A 20,721-nucleotide genomic window follows, 5' to 3' on the forward strand; every position below is an offset into this window, starting at 1 on the left:
TGAAACGCGCCAGACGCAACGCGGCGCCAGCTACATAGATGAAGGCGACCATCCAGCCGACCTTGCCCATATCCCCCAGCGCCCAACCAAAAGCCAGCAAGGCAGGAGCAACACCAAAGGCAACCATGTCGGACAAGGAGTCGTATTCGGCCCCAAACGCACTTTCGGTATTCGTCATACGGGCCACACGGCCATCAAGACCATCCAGCACCATCGCTACAAAAATCGCGATAGCGGCAAAAGCAAAATACTTGCTGGCACCAGCAGCATCACCTGCACTCATTGCGCTTTGAGCGCTCATGGAGTTGATGATGGAATAAAAGCCGGCGAAAAGGTTCGCCGTAGTGAACAGGTTCGGCAGCAGATAGATACCACGATGCCGGACTTTGCGACCTTCAGCGTCATGCCCTTCTTCGACATGCTCATCGATAGGCAGCAGGCTATCGGCGTCAGAAGCCTGTTTTGGCTCTTCGGGACGTTCGCTCATGGACATTACCTTGCAACGATATGGAAAGTTTCAGTAGAGGCTTGCAGACCGAGACCGACCCGCAAACGATCCTGCTTTATACCAGAAGCCGCCGCTTAAACGAAAAAACGCGGCCTAGGCCGCGTTTTCTCTATAGGTTTTTTGCTTAGTTCTTGTCTTTGTCGACGATTTTGTTCGCGCCGATCCAAGGCATCATCGAGCGCAATTGGCCACCGATGACTTCGATACCATGGGCCGCGTTGTTACGACGCTTGGCGGTCATCGACGGGTAGCCAGTAGCACCCTCGCTGATGAACATCTTGGCATATTCACCATCCTGAATGCGCTTCAGAGCGTTGCGCATTGCCTGACGGGATTCAGCGTTGATGATTTCCGGGCCAGTGACGTACTCGCCGTACTCGGCGTTGTTGGAGATCGAGTAGTTCATGTTGGCGATACCGCCTTCGTACATGAGGTCAACGATCAACTTCAACTCGTGCAAGCACTCGAAGTAAGCCATTTCCGGGGCATAGCCCGCTTCAACCAGGGTTTCAAAGCCGGCTTTGACCAGCTCGACAGTACCACCACACAGAACCGCCTGCTCACCGAACAGGTCAGTTTCAGTCTCGTCCTTGAAGGTCGTTTCGATGATGCCGGTACGACCGCCACCCACGCCCGCGGCGTAAGACAGTGCAACGTTTTTGGCGTTGCCGGATGCGTCCTGGTAGATCGCGATCAGGTCGGGAATACCGCCGCCCTTGACGAACTCGGAGCGCACAGTATGGCCCGGTGCTTTTGGCGCAATCATGATCACGTCAAGGTCAGCACGCGGAACAACCTGGTTGTAGTGGATCGCGAAGCCGTGGGAGAAGGCCAGTGTTGCGCCCTTCTTGATGTTCGGCTCGATTTCGTCCTTGTACAGCGCCGACTGGAACTCGTCCGGGGTCAGGATCATGACCAGGTCGGCAGCAGCAACAGCGCTGGCAACGTCAGTAACTTTCAGGCCATGAGCTTCGGCCTTGGCCACAGTGGCCGAACCTTTACGCAGACCAACAGTAACGTCTACGCCGGAGTCTTTCAGGTTGCACGCCTGGGCGTGACCCTGGGAGCCGTAACCGATAATGGCTACTTTCTTGCCCTGGATGATCGAAAGGTCGCAGTCTTTGTCGTAATAAACTTTCATGATTTTCCCTTATATCCAGGCCATTCAGGCCATTTACTAATTGTTAGTTATTAGATGCTGAGTACTTTGTCGCCGCGAGCGATGCCCGTGACGCCACTACGAACCGTTTCCAGGATCGACGCGGTACCAATCGACTGAATGAAGCTGTCGAGCTTGTCACTTGTACCGGTCAATTGCACGGTATACACACTGGCGCTGACATCAACGATCTGGCCACGGAAAATATCCGTAGTACGTTTAATCTCTGCGCGCTGTGCACCGGTAGCCTTGATCTTGACCAGCATCAACTCACGCTCGATGTGAGCGCTCTCCGACAGATCGACCAGCTTGACCACTTCGATCAGCTTGTTCAGGTTCTTGGTGATTTGTTCGATGACTTCATCGTGACCGACAGTAGTCAGCGTCAGACGCGACAAGGTCGGGTCTTCAGTCGGCGCCACGGTCAGGCTTTCGATGTTGTAGTTACGTTGCGAGAACAGACCGACAACGCGAGACAGGGCACCGGGTTCGTTTTCAAGAAGCAGGGAAATAATGTGCCGCATGATTAAGTACGCTCCGTCTTGCTCAGCCACATGTCGCGCATGGAGCCGTCTTTGATCTGCATCGGGTAAACGTGCTCACTGGTATCGACCTGGATATCCAGGAACACCAGGCGATCTTTCATGGCGAAGGCTTCTTCCATCTTCGGCTTCAGATCTTTCAGATCAGTGATGCGGATCCCCACATGCCCATACGCTTCAGCCAGCTTGACGAAGTCAGGCAGCGATTCCATATAGGAGTGCGAGTGGCGACTGCCGTAGTTCATGTCCTGCCACTGACGAACCATGCCAAGAACGCCATTGTTCAGGCTGATGATTTTTACTGGCAGGTCATACTGCAGGCAAGTCGACAATTCCTGAATGTTCATCTGAATACTGCCCTCGCCTGTCACGCAAGCAACGTCAGCGTCAGGAAAACTCAGTTTCACACCCATGGCTGCCGGGAAGCCGAACCCCATCGTGCCCAGGCCGCCGGAGTTGATCCAGCGATTAGGCTTGTTGAAGCGGTAATACTGAGCAGCGAACATCTGGTGCTGACCCACATCGGACGTTACATAAGCGTCGCCCTTGGTGACTTCGCAGAGCATTTCGATCACAGCTTGTGGCTTGATCTTGCTGCCGTCGCCCTTGTCATAAGGGAACAAACCTTTATCACCGCGCCACTCGTCGATCTGTTTCCACCAGCTGTTAACCGCTTCAGCATCCGGCTTCTCGCCAATGTCCTTGAGGATCGCGACCATTTCGCTCATCACGCTCTCCACCGGACCTACAATCGGCACGTCTGCCTTGATGGTCTTGGAGATGGATGCCGGATCGATATCCACATGGATGATCTTGGCGTTCGGGCAGAACTTGGAAGGGCCGTTGATGACACGGTCGTCAAAGCGCGCACCCACTGCCAGAATCACGTCAGCGTTATGCATCGCCATGTTGGCCGTGTAGCTGCCATGCATGCCGAGCATGCCGACAAACTGACGATCAGTGCCAGGGTATGCACCCAGGCCCATCAGCGTGTTGGTCACCGGCACGTTGAGCATTTTGGCCAGTTCGGTCAAAGGTGCCGAACCGCCGCCCAGGATAACGCCGCCGCCTGCGTACAGAATCGGACGCTTGGCCGCCAGAAGCATCTCGGCTGCCTTGCGGATTTGCCCCGAGTGCCCGCGCACTGCCGGGCTGTAAGAACGCAATTTGGCTTTTTTCGGGAAAACGTATTCAAACTTTTCAGCCGGGTTGGTCATATCTTTAGGGATATCGACCACGACCGGGCCAGGACGGCCGGATTGTGCGAGGTAGAACGCCTTTTTCATGACCTCCGGGATTTCCGAAGCATGCTTGATCATAAAGCTGTGCTTCACGATGGGCCGGGAGATACCGATCATGTCGGTTTCCTGGAAGGCATCGGTTCCGACCATGGTGCTGGGCACCTGACCGGAAATGATCACCATCGGGATGGAGTCCATGTAGGCGGTTGCAATACCGGTAATGGCGTTGGTCGCACCCGGCCCGGAAGTCACCAGTACTACACCGGCTTTACCGGTAGCACGGGCATAGCCGTCAGCCATATGGGTTGCTGCCTGTTCGTGGCGAACCAGGATGTGGGTAACGTCCGGCTCTTTGAACAGCGCGTCGTATACGTGAAGGAGAGCACCGCCCGGGTACCCGTAGATATATTTGACACCTTCGTCGCGCAAAAAGCGGACGAGCATCTCACCGCCAGATAAAAGCTCCACGTTGTTCACCTCTAAAACGCCAGAATACCGTCCACAAAAATGCGAACGGGTCTTAATAGGTTTACTTTTCAGCAGAGCATGAGCGACGGTGGTCGCCGACTACGTCAGCACTGACTGAGCAAGTATTGGGAGCGCCCCAAATGTTGCGGGGTTTTCCCACCCAGCGCGAGGTAACGCGTTGCGGGTGTAACAAGTCGGCGCGGGTGTGCGCCTCATGATCTACTGAGAGAGCCTGCTTCTGGCAGTCCCTCTACAGCGGACTTTCGATTCTTCTGTTTCAGCCCCCCCAAGTCAAGCAGTAATTGCGCTTTTTTCCATCAAAGCGCATGAGAACGTAGAAGAATCTGGCTTGAGGAGGGATAAAACTCGCCTGAATGGCGCAAAGTGGTAGAAATATGCGCAAGACTGCCGAAAAAGTCGGCAGTCAGGCAATTAACCAGCGCTGACAATCAGTTGGTCGAACTTTTTCAGCGCTGAGCGCAGACCCAGACTCTCTTGCGGCCTGTCGGCATAAACCATCTCGGCCATCTCCAGAATCCCCGACACCTTTGGCAGAGGCAGATCCTGCTCCAGGATTTGTTTCATCCTTGTCAGGAAAATCCACTGCAACCACTGATGAAAGTCCAGGGTATCAACGGAAAATGGCTCAACGCTGCTCAAGGCTTCGGGGCCGGGGGACACTTCATCCCACCAGCCCTGCAAGCGCAATTCACGTTCAATAAGCAGCAACTGGTCGGCAATCGACGCGAAACGTGGATCCATCAGAGACTCACCTTGGCTTTTTGACGGGCCAGTGCCGCGCCAGCCGCGTCGCCCTGCTTCTCACGGGCCTGGGCAATCAAGCCCCACAGGCTTGCCTGCAAGTCCGGACGTCCATTGGCAAAGGTCAGACCACGACGGGCAAACTGCTCTGCCTGAGCGGCATCGCCCTGGGCCATACGGACCTGGGCCAGACGATAAAGCACCTGCGGTTCACGCGGCGCCACACGTTGCGCCCGCTCCAGACTCGACGAAGCGCCATTGAGGTCACCACTGGCCTGCTGCTGCTGAGCAGTGGTCAGCAGCGCCAATACCGGGCCATCCAGCTGCTCATCGGCAGCCAGTGCGCCACTGCTGGACGGAATGCCGGAAGGAACGCCGCTCGGGATGATCGGTGCCGGGGCACTGTACGCAGTGTTTGGCGTATAGCTGCCAGTACTGATGGGCGCGGCAGCCGGGCCCGGGGTAATAGGCCCCGGAGTAAAGGGCTGGCTGCTGATCGGTGTCGAGACGCTAGCCCCGCCACCCGGGATCATTACCACCACGCCCGAATCCTCGGTAATCGTCCGCGGTTGCGCAGCCCGTTGCGCAGTAGCCTGTGGATAATTATTCGCCGTACGCTGGGACGAAACACGCTCACTGTTCGATACCGGCACACCGGAGTCGACCACAGGGATCGAACCCTGTGGCACGCTGGCGCAACCATTGAGCAAAGCCAGGGCTGAAACAGCCGGAATCCACCACTTATTCACGTCAAACCCTCTTTGCTTAATTCAACCAGCCTTTGACCCAATCCATCACGGCATCGCCCGTCGCAGGCGCCTGGGCGCCACAACTGGCCCCCGCTGGTGGCTCACTGCCGCGAATATACGGCATCTGCACCGCGCCCGGGCAGCTGGCATCAGAGCCCTGCCCCGTATGCGGATCGATCCAGGCCTGAACAATGTTATCGGGCTGCGGCATGTCCAGCGGCAACGGATCGGCTTTATTCATAAAGCTGGTCCATACCTGCAAGGCGCCAGTGGCTCCGGTGAACGGCGTCTTGCCATTGTCATCGCGCCCCAGCCAGACCACTGCCAGCAAATCCTGGCTAAAGCCTGCAAACCAGCTGTCACGGGAATCGTTACTGGTACCGGTCTTGCCCGCCAGCGCCAGGCTTCGAGGCAGCACGTTATAAACCGAGCGCCCCGTACCTTCGCGCATGACATGTTGCATTGCATTCTGGATCAGGTAGATCGAACCCGGATCGAAGCGCTGCTGGATCTGAAACGGATAGCGTTTGAGCGGCTCACCTTCTGCCGTCAGGACACTGCGGATCCCGCGCATAGGCGTGTTGAAGCCGCCGTTGGCCAGCGTCTGATACATCGTCGCCACTTCCATCGGACTCAGCGCGCCAGCCCCCAGCAACATGGACGGGAAAGCCGGAAACTCGCGTTCGACGCCAAGTCGCGCCAAGGTCTTGAGCACATTAGGCACGCCAACTTCCTGACCCAACCGGACTGTGCCCAGGTTGTAGGAGTTCATCATCGACTGATACAGAAAAACCGTCCCGTGAGAGCGACGGTCATAGTTCTGCGGCTTCCATACCTGCCCATCCGCCCCCTTGATCGACAGCGGATCATCCGACAGCCAACTGGTCAGGGTGTACTGGCTAGGCCGCTCAAGGGCAGTGAGGTATACCGCCGGCTTGATGAGCGAGCCAATGGGACGCACAGCATCCAGCGCGCGGTTAAAGCCCGCGTAGCCAGGTACGCGACTGCCAATAAGTGCCTGAACTTCGCCGGTTTCCGGGTTGGTCACCACCATCGCCGCTTCGACTTCATCCGAGCCTTTACGCCCGGTAAGACGTTTGAAGGTCTCACCGACGGCAGCTTCCGACTTCATTTGCAGGATCGGGTCGAAGCTGGTGAAAATGCGCAGCCCCTCTTCGGTCAAGTCTTCGTCGCGATAATCCTCGCGCAGCTGACGCTTGACCAAATCCAGGAAGCCCGGGAATGAACTGTCTGCAAGGCTGCCGCGCTTGGTCACGCCCAGTGGCATTTTCTTGGCTGCAGCCACCTGTTCAGCTGTCGCCACGCCCTGCTGTTCCAGCAGGTCGAGCACCAGATTGCGCCGCTCCAGCGCACGCTCAGGGTAACGACGCGGGTTATAGGCTGAAGGCCCTTTGACCATCCCCACCAACAAGGCCACTTGATGCAACTTGAGCTCGGCCAGCGGCTGGCTGAAGAAGAACTGACTGGCCAGACCAAAGCCGTGCACTGCGCGCTGTCCGTCCTGACCGACGAATACTTCGTTCAGATACGCTTCCAGAATCTCACGCTTGTCGTAGTGCAACTCCAGCAGCAGCGCCATCATGGCTTCGGTCAGTTTACGACTCAGGCTGCGCTCATTGGTCAGGTAGAAGTTTTTGACCAGCTGTTGGGTCAGGGTACTGCCGCCCTGACGCATTTGACCGGATGACGTGTTCACCCACATCGCACGGGCGATCGATTTCGGCGACACACCAAAGTGATGATAGAAGTCCCGATCTTCCACGGTTACCAGCGTATCAAGCAGGAACGGTGGCACTTGATCAATATTGATCAGGATACGATCTTCAAGATTCTTCGGATAAAGGCCGCCAATCAGCAATGGTTCAAGGCGCACCACAGGCAACTTGGAACCGTTGGTCGCCGAAAGCCCGGCAACGTAGTCGCCAGAGAACCGCACCCGAACCTGCTGGGCTTGCTCGGTTCCTTCATAAAACTGGAACCCGCGCGTGTTGAGATCAACCGTATTGCCGTTAACCGCAGCAATACCGGGGCCACTGACCGCGCTTTCGCGGCGATAGCCCAGTGCATCGAGCTCTGTGAGGAAGTCGGTCTTGCTCAGCTTCTGGCCGACGAACAGCTCCAGCGGGCGGGCATAAACCTTGGCCGGAATGGTCCAGCGCTTGCCGGAGAACTTCTCCTGCACGACAGCATCGAGGTACATGGCAAAACCTGCCAGCACCACCAGGCCAACCAGACTGAGCTTGAGAGCCCAGCCCAGCCAAGGGCGCAGGCCGCCAGAAGGACGTTTTTTACGGGAACGAGGAGATCGGGTACGAGTCATGGCGCGAGATTATACGCACTTTGTTCATGTTCAACATGCGCAGCCCGGCGGTTTGCACTACCGCTGTCAGCAGCCATAATGGCGACCATTAATTTTCTAAACCTTGAAGGATCAACCGTGAGCCAGAACCTGATTGCCGCCCTGAAGAACCCGGACCTCTACCCGCATGAAGTCGATGGATTTCAGGTTATCGAGACGCACATCTCCTGGGTCATCCTCACCGGACCTTATGCCTACAAGATGAAAAAACCGGTCAATTTCGGCTTTCTTGATTTCACCGAGCTCAGCGCCCGCGAGCACTTCTGTAATGAAGAGTTGCGTCTTAACCAGCGCCTGACTGAAGGCCTGTACCTCGACGTACTGCCGATTACCGGTACCCCTGAAGCCCCCGTCCTGGGAGGCGAAGGTCCGGCGCTGGAATACGTGCTGAAAATGCGCCAGTTCCCGCAAAGCCAGTTGCTCAGCACATTGCAAGCCAATAGCGAACTGACTGCTGCCCATATCGACGAAATGGCCCAACAGATCGCCCGCTTCCACAGCCAGGCGCCTCTGGTTCCCCAGGAACACTACCAGGGCACGCCAGAAGCAGTGATGGATCCGGTTCGCCAGAATTTCGAGCAGATTCGCCCATTCCTTTCAGACAAAGCTGACTTGCTGCAGCTGGACGCGCTACAAGCCTGGGCAGAGGCAAGCTTCACCCGCCTGAAACCGCTCTTCGAACAGCGCAAGACCGAAGGCTTTATCCGTGAATGCCACGGTGATATTCACCTGGGCAACGCCACCATCATTGATGGCAAGGTCGTGATCTTCGACTGCATTGAATTCAATGAGCCCTTCCGCTTTACCGATGTGTATGCCGATACCGCTTTTTTGGCGATGGACCTTGAGGACCGTGGCCTGAAGTCCCTGGCTCGACGTTTTGTCAGCCAGTATCTGGAATTGACCGGCGACTACCAGGGGCTTGAGCTGCTGAACTTCTACAAAGCCTACCGCGCACTGGTTCGTGCCAAAGTCAGCCTGTTCAGCATGCCTGCCGAAGCCAGCCCGGTTCAACGCAAAGCCACGCTGCAGCAATATCGCAAGTACGCCAACCTGGCGGAAAGCTACAGCACGATTCCTTCTCGCTTCCTGACTATTACCCACGGCGTATCCGCTGTAGGCAAAAGCTCTGTGGCCATGCGTCTGGTCGAGTCCCTGGGGGCTATTCGTTTACGTTCTGACGTTGTGCGCAAGCAACTGTTCGGCCAGCAAACCGCCGAAAATGCGGTAGGCGACGGTATTTACAACGCAGACGCCAGCGTTGCGACCTACAACAAGCTCCACGAACTGGCCGGGACCGTGCTGCGGGCAGGTTTCCCCGTGGTCATTGACGCCACCTATCTCAAGCGCGAGCAGCGCGATGCCGCCGCCAAAGTGGCAGAGGCCACCGGCGTGCCATGCCTGATCCTCGATTGCACCGCGCCGGACGCAGTGATCGAAGGCTGGCTGGCACATCGTAAAAGCATTGGTACCGACCCCTCCGACGCGACCCTGGAAGTGGTCAAGGCACAACAAGCCAGCCGCGAGGCGTTGAGCGCTGATGAAATTCTGCGCAGCAAGCGGGTTGAAACCCACAACAGCAAAAGCCTCGACACTCTGATTGCTGACATCCGTCAGCGCCTGCCAGGCCTGTAACTGCTCGGGCGTGCCGTGCATCCATAAAGGTTTCACGGCACGCCAGTAGTGGCACTATAGTGTCACTTGATTCCTGCAGGAGGCACCCTGATGAGCCGCCCTACATTGCTGAGTTCGGCGCTCTATGCGCTGCTCCACGAAGACGACATCGACGGCTTCAACCAGCAGCGACCTGCCGGTCCTGTCGACATGCGCGGCGGAGACTTTCGCGGACTGGATTTACGCGAGCTGAATGCCGATGCCGTGGATTTTACCGATGGCTACTTCCGTTCAGCCGACCTACGCGGCCTGGATTTGCGTAACGCCTGTATTGAAGGGGCCAGCCTGGCGCACGCACAAATTTCGGGTGCGTACTTTCCGGTAGAACTGACGGCAGATGAGATTCTGATGTCAGTTAAACTCGGCACCCGCCTGCGCTATCGCACCAGGTAAAGCAAATACGACACCTGCCTCTGGCCCTATCACAGCTGTCGACCGGGCAAGTCCATTCGATTCAAACGCTCTGCCCTCTGCCTCACAAGTCGGTGCAGACATTCCTTTAGCGCAATCCGTGCGCCTCGTCTCTGGCTGCTAGTTCCAAAAACGACTATAGAACGGCGATTTTTTCGCCTAGCGCTACACTCTGTAGGAATCGTTTCGTCCCGTAAACGCTGAGCTCACGCCGTCGCAAGGAGGGCTGATGAACGATGAACTCCAGCATTTGAAAAATCTTGGAAAAACGTCGTCGCAATGGCTACACGCAGTGGGCATTCACAACGCTTCGGATTTGAAGCGCTTGGGTGCTGCCAATGCTTATCGGGCGGTCAAGGCCCGGGGCTTCAGAGCCTCAAAAGTGCTGCTGTACGCAATAGAAGGGGCATTACAGGATGTTCACTGGAACGATATTCCCGCAGAACGCAAAGAGGCGCTGAATCGGCAGGTGGAGCTTTTATCGGCTGGCAACAAAGGCTGAAACGACCATTTACAAAGACTTCCAGAAAAGCCAATAAACAGTTGTTGACATGGAAATGAGAATTGTTATGATTACGCCATCTGGTCGCGAGACCAGTCGATCTTCTGAAAGGCCCTTGGTTCGGACTCTCAGAAAATCTCCTCATCAGGCTAATCACGGTTATTTGACCCGGCTCTTGCCGGGTCTTTTTTTGCCTGTAAAAAAGCGCCTGGCCAGGCTCCTGACGCCCTCTGTCAACGGGCAATAATGACCGGGTGCCCAAGCTCGGGGTGTGGCTGCACAAGCACTTCCAGACCGAATACGGACTTGAGCAACTCGGGCTGCAACACCACCTGCGGGCAATCCAGCGCACGCGGCCGCCCCTGTTCGAGCAAAAGCAGACGGTCGCAATAACGCGCGGCCAGATTCAAGTCATGCAGGATGATCAACACTGCCGCGCCGCGATCGGCAAAGGCACGAATCGCCTTCAGCGTCGTGTGTTGATGCAAGGGGTCGAGCATTGAGGTCGGCTCATCGAGCAACAGCGTCTGGCCGCTTTGCCCCGGCCATAATTGCGCCAGCACCCGTGCCAGATGTACCCGCTGGCGCTCCCCTCCCGATAACGCCAGATAACTGCGCCCCGTCAAATGCTCAACATCCGCGGCGTGCAAGGCGGCCAGAATAATCTCGGTGTCACGAACGCGCCCGGTCTGATGCGGCAATCGGCCCATGCCCACCACCTCCTCGACACGAAAAGCAAAATCCAGGGTCGAGGTTTGCGGTAACACAGCAAGGCGCTGTGCCCGCTCTGCGCCCTTCCATTGACTCAAGTGCTGCCGGTCCAGCCAGACCTGCCCGGCGGTTGGCGCCAGCTCACCACACAACGCCGCCAGCAATGTGCTTTTACCTGCACCATTGGGCCCTAGCACCCCCAGCACTTCGCCCGGACGCACATCAAGGGTGACATCAGCCAGGACAACTTTTTGAGCGCGATGAATCTGCAAACCTTCTGTGCGCAGCATCAGTGGCGGCCCCGCAGCAGTAGATAAAGAAAGAAAGGAGCCCCGAGAAACGCAGTCACAATCCCGATTGGCAGCTCTGCGGGGGCCATGGCCAGCCGGGCGATCAGGTCGGCGAATAACAGCAGTGTCGCTCCCGCCAGCACGGACGCAGGCAATAGAACCCGATGATCGGGGCCGGCCAGCAATCGCACCAGGTGCGGCACCACCAACCCGATAAAGCCGATCATGCCTGCCGCGGCGACCGCAGCACCGACCCCAAGGGCCGTGCAAAACACCAGTTCGCGCTTCAGGCCTTCAACATTGATCCCCAAATGACTGGCTTCAGACTCGCCAAGCAACAATGCATTGAGCGCACTGGCCCGGCGCGGCAGCCACAAGGCAACCCCCAGGGTGACAAACAATAATGGCCATAGCCGCGTGTAACTGGCGCCATTGAGGCTGCCCAGATTCCAGAATGTCAGCGTACGCAACGTCGCATCATCGGCCAGATAGGTGAACAGCCCTACCGCAGAGCCCGCCAGCGCCGTCAGCGCAATACCCGCCAGCAACATGACCGCAACATTGGTCTGACCGTTGCGCCGTCCCAGCCGGTACACCAGCGCCGTAACCCCCAGACCTCCCAGAAACGCGCACAGCGACAACAGATACGGCGCAAAAAATTCCGGCAGGCCGCCAAAAGCAGCACCACCGACAATCGCGATCGCCGCCCCCAGCGCCGCCCCACTGGAAACACCGACCAAACCGGGATCAGCCAGCGGGTTACGAAACAGCCCCTGCATGGCCACACCCGACAGCGCCAGCACTCCGCCAACCGCCAGCCCCAATAACGTCCGGGGTAGACGGATCTGCCCCAGAATCAACTCGGCCTGCTCCAGCCCCTCGCCTTGAACCGGTAGGCCGACCAATCGCAGTGCGGCCCGTAAAGTGTCAAATAACGGCAGGCTCACAGGCCCCAGCGCCAGCGATAACCAGATCGCCAACAAACACAACGCACTCAGGCCAATGAACAAGGTGCGAGGCTTGACCAGTGTCCTCATGGATTAACTGCACCTTCAGGGTAAAACTCAGCCGTCAGCTGCTTCAAACTGGCCGGCAGACGCGGCCCCAGGCCGCCCACCAGCAGCGTCGGGTCCAACTCGTAGACCCGACCGTTTTTGGCTGCTCGGATCGAAGCCAGAATCGGGTTTTCTTTCATCAGTGCTTTGCGGGCCTGTTCGCCGGTCAGGCTACGGTCTGCGAATACCAGGACCTGCGGATTCAACCCGGCCAGCGCCTCGACCGAAAACGGCTTGTAGCCCGTGTGGGTGGCAAGGTTATGTCCGCCCGCCTGAGTCAGCAGCCAGTCCGCGGCCGTATCCTTGCCGGCGATCAAAGGCTTGCCGCCCGCATTCCCCAACAGCAACAGCACTCCGGGTGCCTCGTGAAGCGCTTTGATCCGGGTGACTTGCTGCTGATGCGCCTGCAGTTGCTGCTGGTAATCCTTGAACAGGTGTGCGGCTTGCGCTTCGTCACCCAACAGGCGCCCCAAGTGCTTGAGCGTAGCCTCCAGGCTTGCCAGGTCGGCCTGCGCCGAGAACATCTCAACCGGCACACCGGCACTGCGTATCTGCGCCAGAACGGGCGGCGGGCCCATTTCGTCGGTGCCTATCAACACATCCGGTTTCAAACTCAGAATCCCTTCTGCCGAGAGCTGACGTTGATAGCCGATGCTGGGGAGCGATTTAAGTGATTCAGGATGTTGGCTGGTGGTATCGACCCCAACCAATTTAGACTCAGCGCCCAATGCACTGACCCACTCAGAGAGTGCACCGCCAGCACTGACCCAGCGTTGTGGCAACTCGCCAGCCATGCCGGCATGACTGATCATCAGGCCTGCACAAAGCGTAATCAGGCGGGTACTCAAGCGCATACAGTTGGGTTCCTTGCTAAAGAGGGCTTAGGGCGGCAACACAATTGCCACACCGTGGAAACAGTAGATCGCAGAGCAAAGGGCTATTTGATAATTGTTTGCATTTGCACGTCAACCTCTAACCCGCTCTAACCCGCGCCATCGACCAATGGTTTAGGTGCGATTAAGGATAGTCATGAAGTTTTTATGCCCCTCGCAGACGCTGACTGAAGGTAGCAGCCGCGGCTTCGAGCACAATGGCACGCGCCTGTTCGCAATTCGCCGCGACGGCCAGGTATATGCCTACAAAAACCGTTGCCCGCATCGCGGTGTGCCTCTGGAATGGCAACCGGACCAATTCCTCGATGCCAGCGCCAGTCTGATCCAGTGCGCCACCCACGCCGCACTGTTTTTGATAGAAACGGGTGAATGCGTTGCCGGGCCTTGCGCCGGGCAATCCTTGACTGCCATTGACTGCCACGAGGACAGTCAGGGCATCTGGATCACCCTGCAGGCCTCAGAGGATGACCTCTAGGCGACGATCAACCATCACGGCATCGGACGTCAGGCTCACACCATAAGCCAGCACCTGTACCCCGGCAGCGACTGCCTCGCGCAATGCGGCTGCGTAGCCCGGGTCGATTTCTTCAGCCGGGCGTACCGCGTCGATTCCCGTGAGATTGACGCAATACAACTGCACCGCACGTACGCCCTGGCGGGCCAGAGTCGCCAGCTCACGTAAATGCTTGGCGCCACGTTGCGTTACGGCATCCGGAAAAGCCGCTACCGGCGAGTCGTCAAATCCCAGGGTGACACTTTTAACTTCGACAAAGGCATAGCCGTCGGGGTACTCCAGCCGAAAATCAATCCGGCTGTTTTCCTGCCCGTAAGCCACTTCACGCTTGAGCGCGGTGAAGCCGTTGAGCTCTGTAATCACCCCCGCCAGCAGTGCTTCCTCGATCAAGCGATTGGCGCGCCCGGTGTTCACGCACGCCAGGCGTCCTTGCGGGGTTTGACTGATTTCCCAGGTCCCGGGAAGCTTGCGCTTGGGATCGTTGGAGCGACTGAACCAGACTTGCCCGCCCTCGACCATGCAATTGAGCATCGAACCGGTATTCGGACAATGGATGGTGATCAACTCGCCCGCAGCCGTTTCGATATCGGCCAGAAAGCGCTTGTATCGCTTGAGCAAACGCCCTTCTTCCAGCGCCGGAGAAAAGCGCATCAGCCTTTCCAGCTCTGCAGGCCACGAGCCAGCCGCTCAACGGCTTCCTGCAAGCGCGGCAGGCTTTGGGTGTAGGCAAAACGGACGTGGTGACCTGACTGGAAACGACCAAAATCCAGGCCCGGAGTAATGGCCACGTGCTCCGTTTCAAGGAAGTGCCGGCAAAATGCGAAGGCATCCCCACCAAACGCGCTGATATCGGCATACAGGTAAAACGCACCTTCCGGCTCTACGGCGATACCGAACCCCAGCTCTCGCAGCGCCGGCAGCAAAAAGTCGCGACGACGCCCGAATTCTGCCCGGCGCTCTTCCAGAATTGCCAGCGTTTGCGGCTCAAAGCAGGCCAGCGCAGCATACTGGGCCATGCTCGGAGCACTGATGTAGAGGTTCTGCGCCAGCTTTTCCAGGTCAGCCACAGCTTCCGGCGGCGCGACCAGCCACCCCAGCCGCCAGCCGGTCATACCGAAATACTTGGAGAAACTGTTGAGCACAAACGCACTGTCATCAACTTCCAGCACGCTGGCCGCATCACAGCCATAGGTCAGGCCGTGATAGATCTCATCCACCACCAAATGCCCGTTACGCGCCTTGATTGCTGCCGATAACGAGGCCAGCTCATCACGACTCAAAATCGTGCCGGTGGGGTTCGCCGGGGAAGCCACCAGCGCCCCGACACTGTCCTGGTCCCAATAGCGCTCAACCAAATCGGCTGTCAGTTGATAACGCACCTCCGGACCGACAGGTACGAGTTGCGCCGCCCCTTCAACCAGACGCAGGAAATGTCGGTTACACGGATAGCCCGGGTCGGCAAGCAGCCAGTGCTTGCCCGGATCCACCAGCAGGCTGCTGGCCAAAAGCAAGGCTCCGGAACCACCAGGGGTAATCAAAATGCGTGAAGAGTCGATGTCCAGACCGTAACGCTGCTGGTAAAACCCGGAAATGGCTTCGCGCAGTTCCGGCAAGCCGCGGGCCGCGGTGTAACGGGTTTTACCCGCGGCCAGCGCCGCCTGGCCGGCAGCAATGATCGGCTCAGCAGTGGTGAAGTCCGGCTCACCAATTTCCAGGTGAATCACATCGTGCCCCGCCGCCTGCAACTCGTTGGCACGCGCCAGCAATGCCATTACGTGAAACGGTTCGATCGCGCGACTGCGCGCACTGTAAGACTGAGCCATGAGCCTGCCTTCCTGGGTAAGCAAAAGCCCGATTCTACCCAAGCGCCGCCGCAAGGGAGAGTTAAATAGGCTCTTAGATTGCCAGTCAGTAGAACCAATCAGCGCAAGCATCGGTCATAGCTCGGCTAAAATTAATATTCAGCCACTAATCTCAAGCATCACAGGCTCTGCACATGGCCACTGGCAACGGGCTAGACAACCGGGAGTAGCGCGGCCCGATTTGATCTGGTAAGTTCGCCCGCTTGCAGCCGCAGGGCCGGCAGGTGTCGGTGATGTTGCAATCCTGCGCAATGGATTAGAAGAATGAGAGGCGGTCCATTTCATGCCCACACAAGCTAAGCAACAGAATAGTCAACTCAGCGGTTTCGAACCGTACGTTGAAAAGAAGGGCGAAGAGTACATGGGCGAACCCATGCGCAAACACTTCACCAAGATTCTGCAAAAGTGGAAACAGGACTTGATGCAGGAAGTTGACCGCACCGTTGATCATATGAAAGACGAAGCGGCAAACTTTCCTGACCCGGCCGACCGCGCTAGCCAGGAAGAAGAATTCAGCCTGGAACTGCGTGCCCGCGATCGCGAGCGCAAGCTGATCAAGAAAATCGACAAGACGTTGCAGTTGATCGAAGACGAAGAATACGGCTGGTGCGAATCCTGCGGCGTCGAAATCGGCATTCGTCGACTTGAAGCCCGTCCTACTGCCGACATGTGCGTAGACTGCAAGACCTTGGCTGAAATCAAGGAAAAACAAGTCGGCAAGTAATCGCCGGCCTGACCAGATGGGGCGTGCGAACGCCCCATTTTTGTTTCTGTAATTTGCGACTCCATCGCGGGAGCTGGCGCGCCAGCGGTGCGGACGGTTCTGCCTGTCTGCCCCCCCGGTGATACCTTCGCAGGCAAGCCCGCTCCCACAGAGGGTGCGCCCAGGATCCAAGTCATGACTGCCTCCTCGAACCCCTCCTACATCGGGCGCTTCGCCCCGACGCCCAGTGGCCATCTGCATTTTGGCTCACTGGTTGCCGCCCTCGCCTCCTATCTGGATGCCCGTTCTGTGGGCGGACGCTGGCTGCTGCGCATGGAAGACCTCGATCCGCCACGGGAAATGCCCGGCGCCCAGGCGGCGATTCTCGACGCCCTGGAGCGCTACGGCTTTGAGTGGGATGGCGAACTGGTGCGCCAGAGCGAACGTCACGGCGCCTACGCCCAGGTGCTTGATCGACTATTCAGTCAAGGCCTGGCATATGCCTGCACCTGCTCGCGCAAACAACTCGAAGGCTACAACGGGGTTTACCCGGGGTTGTGCCGCAATGCCGGGCACTCCATGGAAAACGCAGCAATACGCTTGCGCGTCCCCGAGCTGGTGTATGGATTTGAAGACCGGGTGCAGGGCTCCTTCGCCCAGCACTTGGGCCGTGAAGTCGGCGATTTTGTGATTCGCCGCCGCGACGGGCTTTATGCTTACCAATTGGCGGTGGTGCTCGATGATGCCTGGCAGGGCGTGACTGACATAGTGCGCGGGGCCGACTTGCTGGACTCCACACCGCGCCAGCTCTACTTGCAGGAATTGTTGGGCTTGTCGCAGCCGCGTTACCTGCATGTGCCGCTGATCGTGCAACCTGATGGCCACAAACTCGGCAAGTCGTATCGCTCGCCGCCCCTGACGGCCAGCCAGGCCACACCGCTGCTGCTTCGCGCATTACGTACCTTGGGCCAGGCCACCGATGATCGCCTCTGCCATGCCAGCCCCCGTGAAGTCCTCGACTGGGCTGTCACGCACTGGAATGCCAGCCTGATCCCGCGCACGCTCACCCTGGCCGAAGCGCAATTACGCTGACAGCCCTTGCAGGTTGCCAGCCATCCGTTACCATCGCCGCACGTTTTTGGGCATGCGGCCTGTAAAAGTGAGGGCGGGATGTATATCTATCGATTGGTCCTGTTGCTGGTTGTCGGGATCTACCTGTTTTCTCCCGCCATCATGGATTGGTGGATCGACGCCACGGGCGCCTGGTACAGGCCTTATCTGCTTTGGCTGATTCTGATCGTTGTGACCTTTATTCTGCAGAGCCAAAAAGATGCCGATGAGCTTTAGCCTGACCCAGATGATCCTCATCAGCGCCGCCTACCTGACGGTACTGTTTGGCGTTGCCTGGATCAGCGAACGCGGCATGATCCCGCGTGCAATCATTCGTCACCCGCTGACCTACACCTTGTCCCTCGGCGTCTACGCCAGCGCATGGGCGTTCTACGGCACCGTCGGGCTGGCTTACGAGTACGGCTACGGCTTTTTATCCAGCTACCTGGGGGTCTCCGGGGCATTTCTGCTGGCGCCGGTGCTGCTTTACCCCATCCTCAAGATTACCCGCACCTACCAACTCTCATCGCTCGCCGACCTGTTTGCGTTCCGCTTCCGCAGCACCTGGGCCGGCGCCCTGACCACGATTTTCATGCTGATCGGCGTGTTACCGCTGCTGGCCCTGCAAATTCAAGCCGTGGCCGACACCATCAGCATCCTCACCCGCGAACCGGTGCAGCACCGCGTGGCCCTGAGTTTCTGTGCGCTGATCACCCTCTTCACGATTTTCTTCGGCTCGCGCCACATTGCGACCCGGGAAAAACATGAAGGTCTGGTGTTCGCCATTGCCTTCGAGTCGGTAGTAAAACTGATCGCCATCGGTGGCGTGGGCCTTTACGCGCTGTATGGCGTGTTCGATGGGCCGCAACAACTGGAAGTGTGGCTGCTGCAGAACCAGACGGCCCTCGCAGCCCTGCATACACCGCTGCAGGAAGGCCCGTGGCGCACCCTGCTGCTGGTGTTTTTTGCCTCTGCGATCGTGATGCCGCACATGTATCACATGACCTTCACCGAAAATCTCAACCCTCGCGGACTGGTCAGCGCCAGCTGGGGGCTGCCACTGTTCCTGTTGCTGATGAGCCTGGCTGTACCGCTGATCCTGTGGGCCGGCCTGAAACTGGGGGCTACCACCAACCCCGAATACTTCACCCTCGGTATCGGCATCGCCGCCAACAGCAAACCCCTGGCGTTACTGGCCTATGTGGGAGGGCTGTCAGCCTCAAGCGGCCTGATCATCGTCACCACCCTGGCACTCTCGGGCATGGCCTTGAACCATCTGGTCCTGCCGCTCTACCAGCCGCCCGCCGAAGGCAATATCTATCGCTGGCTGAAATGGACCCGCCGGGCGCTGATCGTGGCCATCATCATGGCCGGTTATGGCTTCTACCTGCTGCTGGGGGCCGAACAGGATCTGGCCAACCTCGGCATCGTGGCCTTTGTTGCCACCTTGCAGTTCCTGCCCGGGGTGCTCTCGGTACTGTATTGGCCGACGGCCAACCGACGCGGATTTATTGCCGGCTTGCTGGCGGGGATTCTGGTGTGGATGGCCAGTATGCTGTTCCCGCTGATCGGCGATTTCCAGGGGTTCTACATCCCGTGGCTGAACATGATCTATGTGCTGGATGACACCAGCTGGCATATGGCAGCCATTGCCTCGCTGGCGGCCAACGTTCTGATGTTTACCCTGATTTCCCTGTTTACCAATGCCAGCCCGGAAGAAGCCAGTGCCGCCGAAGCCTGTGCCGTGGATAACGTGCGACGCCCGCAACGGCGTGAACTGCATGCAGCCTCGCCCCAGGAATTTGCCACTCAACTGGCCAAGCCGCTGGGGGCAAAGGCGGCGCAAAAAGAAGTCGAGCAAGCGCTGCGCGACCTGTTCCTGCCCTTCGATGAACGCCGCCCTTATGCACTGCGCCGCCTGCGCGACCGGATCGAAGCCAACCTCTCGGGCCTGATGGGCCCCAGCGTGGCCCAGGATATGGTCGAAACCTTCTTGCCCTACAAGTCCGGCGGCGAAAACTATGTCACTGAAGACATTCACTTCATCGAAAGCCGGCTTGAGGATTACCACTCCCGTCTGACCGGCCTGGCCGCCGAGCTTGACGCCCTGCGCCGCTACCACCGACAGACATTGCAAGAGCTGCCGATGGGTGTGTGTTCACTGGCCAAGGACCAGGAAATCCTGATGTGGAACAAGGCCATGGAAGAGCTGACCGGTATCCCGGCACAGCGCGTGGTCGGTTCACGCATGAGTACCCTGGGCGATCCATGGCGCGAGCTGCTGCAAGGGTTCATCAACTTGCCCGACGAGCACTTGCACAAGCAGCATCTGGCCCTCGACGGCCAGACCCGCTGGCTGAATCTGCACAAGGCGGCCATTGATGAACCGCTGGCCCCGGGCAATAGCGGCCTGGTGCTGCTGGTCGAAGACCTGACTGAAACCCAGATGCTCGAAGACAAACTGGTGCACTCCGAGCGGCTGGCCAGCATCGGCCGACTGGCTGCGGGCGTTGCCCACGAAATCGGCAACCCGGTCACGGGTATCGCTTGCCTGGCGCAAAACCTGCGCGAAGAACGCGAAGACGACAGCGAACTGACCGAGATCAGCAGCCAGATCCTCGAGCAGACCAAGCGCATCTCGCGCATCGTCCAGTCCCTGATGAGCTTTGCCCACGCTGGCAGTCACCAGCACAACGATGAGCCGGTGTGCCTGGCCGAGGTTGCCCAGGATGCGATTGGATTGCTGGCCTTGAACCGGCGTAATTTCGAAGTGCAGTTTTACAACCTGTGCGACCCCGATCACTGGGTCGATGGCGATCCTCAACGGTTGGCCCAAGTGTTGATCAACCTGCTGTCAAACGCCCGTGACGCCTCGCCCGCCGGCAGTGCCGTGCGAGTCAAAAGCGAAGCCAGCGAGCACACGGTCGACCTGATCGTGGAAGACGAAGGCACCGGCATTCCGAAGAACATCATCGATCGATTGTTCGAACCTTTTTTCACCACCAAGGACCCGGGTGAAGGCACAGGTCTGGGCCTTGCACTGGTCTATTCCATCGTTGAAGAGCATTATGGACAAATCACCATCGACAGCCCGGCTGACATTCAAAGCCAACGCGGAACCCGTATCCGGGTGACACTTCCGCGTCATGTCGAAGCGACGTCCGCTGTGAACTGAGACCGTCGAGAG

The 20,721-nt window shown here is 58.2% G+C and carries 20 protein-coding genes (1 of these 20 running past the window's edge); 8 read left to right on the forward strand and 12 right to left on the reverse strand.

The window, feature by feature from the left end:
- The 7 genes from pssA to mrcB form a co-directional block, all read right to left on the reverse strand.
- Window positions 1-487, reverse strand: partial view of a CDP-diacylglycerol--serine O-phosphatidyltransferase gene (gene pssA, locus JQ848_RS19025; RefSeq protein WP_003439714.1) — the 5' portion only. It extends 371 nt beyond the left edge of the window; the window shows 487 of its 858 coding nt (coding positions 1-487); its start codon is at window positions 485-487; the stop codon falls past the left edge of the window.
- 145 nt (window positions 488-632) lie between these two features.
- Entirely contained in the window at window positions 633-1,649 is a 1,017-nt protein-coding gene (ilvC, locus tag JQ848_RS19030; protein ID WP_003439711.1) for a ketol-acid reductoisomerase, read from the reverse strand.
- Between the two features lie 50 nt (window positions 1,650-1,699).
- Window positions 1,700-2,191 carry an acetolactate synthase small subunit gene (gene ilvN / locus JQ848_RS19035; protein WP_003439709.1) on the reverse strand — a complete coding sequence of 164 codons (492 nt, stop codon included), beginning with the start codon at window positions 2,189-2,191 and terminating at the stop codon, window positions 1,700-1,702.
- A gap of 2 nt (window positions 2,192-2,193) precedes the next feature.
- The gene (locus tag JQ848_RS19040) at window positions 2,194-3,918 is read right to left on the reverse strand and encodes an acetolactate synthase 3 large subunit (protein ID WP_010656977.1); all 1,725 of its coding nucleotides are present in this window, start codon (window positions 3,916-3,918) and stop codon (window positions 2,194-2,196) included.
- A 432-nt stretch (window positions 3,919-4,350) separates the two neighbouring features.
- On the reverse strand, window positions 4,351-4,680 hold the full coding sequence (locus JQ848_RS19045; protein WP_202211027.1) for a YqcC family protein: 330 nt from the start codon (window positions 4,678-4,680) through the stop codon (window positions 4,351-4,353).
- Window positions 4,680-5,429 carry a tetratricopeptide repeat protein gene (locus JQ848_RS19050; RefSeq protein WP_003439704.1) on the reverse strand — a complete coding sequence of 250 codons (750 nt, stop codon included), beginning with the start codon at window positions 5,427-5,429 and terminating at the stop codon, window positions 4,680-4,682. Before JQ848_RS19050 ends, JQ848_RS19045 begins: the two co-directional genes overlap by 1 nt.
- Before the next feature lie 16 nt (window positions 5,430-5,445).
- Window positions 5,446-7,770, reverse strand: a complete 2,325-nt coding sequence (gene mrcB, locus JQ848_RS19055; RefSeq protein WP_003439701.1) for a penicillin-binding protein 1B — start codon at window positions 7,768-7,770, stop codon at window positions 5,446-5,448.
- A 117-nt stretch (window positions 7,771-7,887) separates the two neighbouring features.
- On the opposite strand from mrcB, the gene JQ848_RS19060 reads away from it, so the two are divergent.
- The 3 genes from JQ848_RS19060 (at window position 7,888) to JQ848_RS19070 (ending at window position 10,396) form a co-directional block, all read left to right on the forward strand.
- Window positions 7,888-9,444 (forward strand): bifunctional aminoglycoside phosphotransferase/ATP-binding protein, encoded by a 1,557-nt coding sequence (locus JQ848_RS19060; protein WP_010656974.1) that lies wholly within the window; start codon window positions 7,888-7,890, stop codon window positions 9,442-9,444.
- A gap of 90 nt (window positions 9,445-9,534) precedes the next feature.
- Window positions 9,535-9,876, forward strand: a complete 342-nt coding sequence (locus JQ848_RS19065) for a pentapeptide repeat-containing protein (protein ID WP_003439697.1) — start codon at window positions 9,535-9,537, stop codon at window positions 9,874-9,876.
- A gap of 247 nt (window positions 9,877-10,123) precedes the next feature.
- Window positions 10,124-10,396, forward strand: coding sequence for a TfoX/Sxy family protein (locus JQ848_RS19070; RefSeq protein ID WP_003439695.1), 273 nt, complete (start codon window positions 10,124-10,126; stop codon window positions 10,394-10,396).
- 233 nt (window positions 10,397-10,629) lie between these two features.
- Here the strand turns inward: JQ848_RS19070 and JQ848_RS19075 are convergent, their stop codons facing one another.
- Genes JQ848_RS19075 through JQ848_RS19085 form a run of 3 tightly spaced genes read right to left on the reverse strand, consistent with a single transcriptional unit; the run spans window position 10,630 to window position 13,306 of the window.
- The gene (locus JQ848_RS19075) at window positions 10,630-11,514 is read right to left on the reverse strand and encodes a heme ABC transporter ATP-binding protein (protein WP_408003741.1); all 885 of its coding nucleotides are present in this window, start codon (window positions 11,512-11,514) and stop codon (window positions 10,630-10,632) included.
- On the reverse strand, window positions 11,397-12,380 hold the full coding sequence (locus JQ848_RS19080) for a FecCD family ABC transporter permease (protein ID WP_165439510.1): 984 nt from the start codon (window positions 12,378-12,380) through the stop codon (window positions 11,397-11,399). The genes JQ848_RS19075 and JQ848_RS19080 overlap by 118 nt, the downstream gene beginning before the upstream one ends.
- Before the next feature lie 50 nt (window positions 12,381-12,430).
- Window positions 12,431-13,306 (reverse strand): heme/hemin ABC transporter substrate-binding protein, encoded by an 876-nt coding sequence (locus JQ848_RS19085; RefSeq protein WP_003439686.1) that lies wholly within the window; start codon window positions 13,304-13,306, stop codon window positions 12,431-12,433.
- A gap of 175 nt (window positions 13,307-13,481) precedes the next feature.
- Between JQ848_RS19085 and JQ848_RS19090 the strand changes: the two genes are divergently transcribed.
- The gene (locus tag JQ848_RS19090) at window positions 13,482-13,820 is read left to right on the forward strand and encodes a Rieske (2Fe-2S) protein (RefSeq protein WP_003439680.1); all 339 of its coding nucleotides are present in this window, start codon (window positions 13,482-13,484) and stop codon (window positions 13,818-13,820) included.
- Here JQ848_RS19090 and sfsA read toward each other — a convergent pair.
- Window positions 13,803-14,510, reverse strand: coding sequence for a DNA/RNA nuclease SfsA (sfsA, locus tag JQ848_RS19095; RefSeq protein WP_003439677.1), 708 nt, complete (start codon window positions 14,508-14,510; stop codon window positions 13,803-13,805). The two genes, JQ848_RS19090 and sfsA, sit on opposite strands and share 18 nt — an antisense overlap.
- Window positions 14,510-15,682, reverse strand: a complete 1,173-nt coding sequence (locus JQ848_RS19100; RefSeq protein WP_003439674.1) for a pyridoxal phosphate-dependent aminotransferase — start codon at window positions 15,680-15,682, stop codon at window positions 14,510-14,512. Before JQ848_RS19100 ends, sfsA begins: the two co-directional genes overlap by 1 nt.
- Window positions 15,683-16,004: 322 nt before the next feature.
- Here JQ848_RS19100 and dksA point away from each other — a divergent pair, with 322 nt between their 5' ends.
- From dksA to JQ848_RS19120, 4 genes are all read left to right on the forward strand, one after another.
- On the forward strand, window positions 16,005-16,445 hold the full coding sequence (gene dksA / locus JQ848_RS19105; RefSeq protein WP_003439669.1) for an RNA polymerase-binding protein DksA: 441 nt from the start codon (window positions 16,005-16,007) through the stop codon (window positions 16,443-16,445).
- A 174-nt stretch (window positions 16,446-16,619) separates the two neighbouring features.
- The gene (gene gluQRS, locus JQ848_RS19110; RefSeq protein WP_202211029.1) at window positions 16,620-17,516 is read left to right on the forward strand and encodes a tRNA glutamyl-Q(34) synthetase GluQRS; all 897 of its coding nucleotides are present in this window, start codon (window positions 16,620-16,622) and stop codon (window positions 17,514-17,516) included.
- A 78-nt stretch (window positions 17,517-17,594) separates the two neighbouring features.
- Complete coding sequence (locus JQ848_RS19115; protein WP_003176118.1) at window positions 17,595-17,771, forward strand: hypothetical protein; 177 nt, start codon at window positions 17,595-17,597, stop codon at window positions 17,769-17,771.
- Window positions 17,755-20,709: a sensor histidine kinase gene (locus tag JQ848_RS19120; RefSeq protein ID WP_029612818.1), complete on the forward strand. Its 2,955-nt coding sequence runs from the start codon at window positions 17,755-17,757 to the stop codon at window positions 20,707-20,709. Before JQ848_RS19115 ends, JQ848_RS19120 begins: the two co-directional genes overlap by 17 nt.
- Window positions 20,710-20,721: the final 12 nt, after the last annotated feature.

This window comes from Pseudomonas paraversuta (genome assembly GCF_904067025.1).
Taxonomy (GTDB): Bacteria; Pseudomonadota; Gammaproteobacteria; order Pseudomonadales; family Pseudomonadaceae; genus Aquipseudomonas; species Aquipseudomonas paraversuta.

What these genes read in the sequence shown, in the direction of transcription:
- JQ848_RS19065 (WP_003439697.1), top strand. Translation starts at nt 9,535, where the DNA reads ATGAGCCGCCCTACATTGCTGAGTTCGGCGCTCTATGCGCTGCTCCAC.
- dksA (WP_003439669.1), top strand. Translation starts at nt 16,005, where the DNA reads ATGCCCACACAAGCTAAGCAACAGAATAGTCAACTCAGCGGTTTCGAA.
- mrcB (WP_003439701.1), bottom strand. Translation starts at nt 7,770, where the DNA reads ATGACTCGTACCCGATCTCCTCGTTCCCGTAAAAAACGTCCTTCTGGC.
- sfsA (WP_003439677.1), bottom strand. Translation starts at nt 14,510, where the DNA reads ATGCGCTTTTCTCCGGCGCTGGAAGAAGGGCGTTTGCTCAAGCGATAC.
- JQ848_RS19070 (WP_003439695.1), top strand. Translation starts at nt 10,124, where the DNA reads ATGAACGATGAACTCCAGCATTTGAAAAATCTTGGAAAAACGTCGTCG.
- JQ848_RS19120 (WP_029612818.1), top strand. Translation starts at nt 17,755, where the DNA reads ATGCCGATGAGCTTTAGCCTGACCCAGATGATCCTCATCAGCGCCGCC.
- JQ848_RS19045 (WP_202211027.1), bottom strand. Translation starts at nt 4,680, where the DNA reads ATGGATCCACGTTTCGCGTCGATTGCCGACCAGTTGCTGCTTATTGAA.
- ilvC (WP_003439711.1), bottom strand. Translation starts at nt 1,649, where the DNA reads ATGAAAGTTTATTACGACAAAGACTGCGACCTTTCGATCATCCAGGGC.
- ilvN (WP_003439709.1), bottom strand. Translation starts at nt 2,191, where the DNA reads ATGCGGCACATTATTTCCCTGCTTCTTGAAAACGAACCCGGTGCCCTG.
- JQ848_RS19090 (WP_003439680.1), top strand. Translation starts at nt 13,482, where the DNA reads ATGAAGTTTTTATGCCCCTCGCAGACGCTGACTGAAGGTAGCAGCCGC.
- gluQRS (WP_202211029.1), top strand. Translation starts at nt 16,620, where the DNA reads ATGACTGCCTCCTCGAACCCCTCCTACATCGGGCGCTTCGCCCCGACG.
- JQ848_RS19100 (WP_003439674.1), bottom strand. Translation starts at nt 15,682, where the DNA reads ATGGCTCAGTCTTACAGTGCGCGCAGTCGCGCGATCGAACCGTTTCAC.
- JQ848_RS19115 (WP_003176118.1), top strand. Translation starts at nt 17,595, where the DNA reads ATGTATATCTATCGATTGGTCCTGTTGCTGGTTGTCGGGATCTACCTG.
- JQ848_RS19085 (WP_003439686.1), bottom strand. Translation starts at nt 13,306, where the DNA reads ATGCGCTTGAGTACCCGCCTGATTACGCTTTGTGCAGGCCTGATGATC.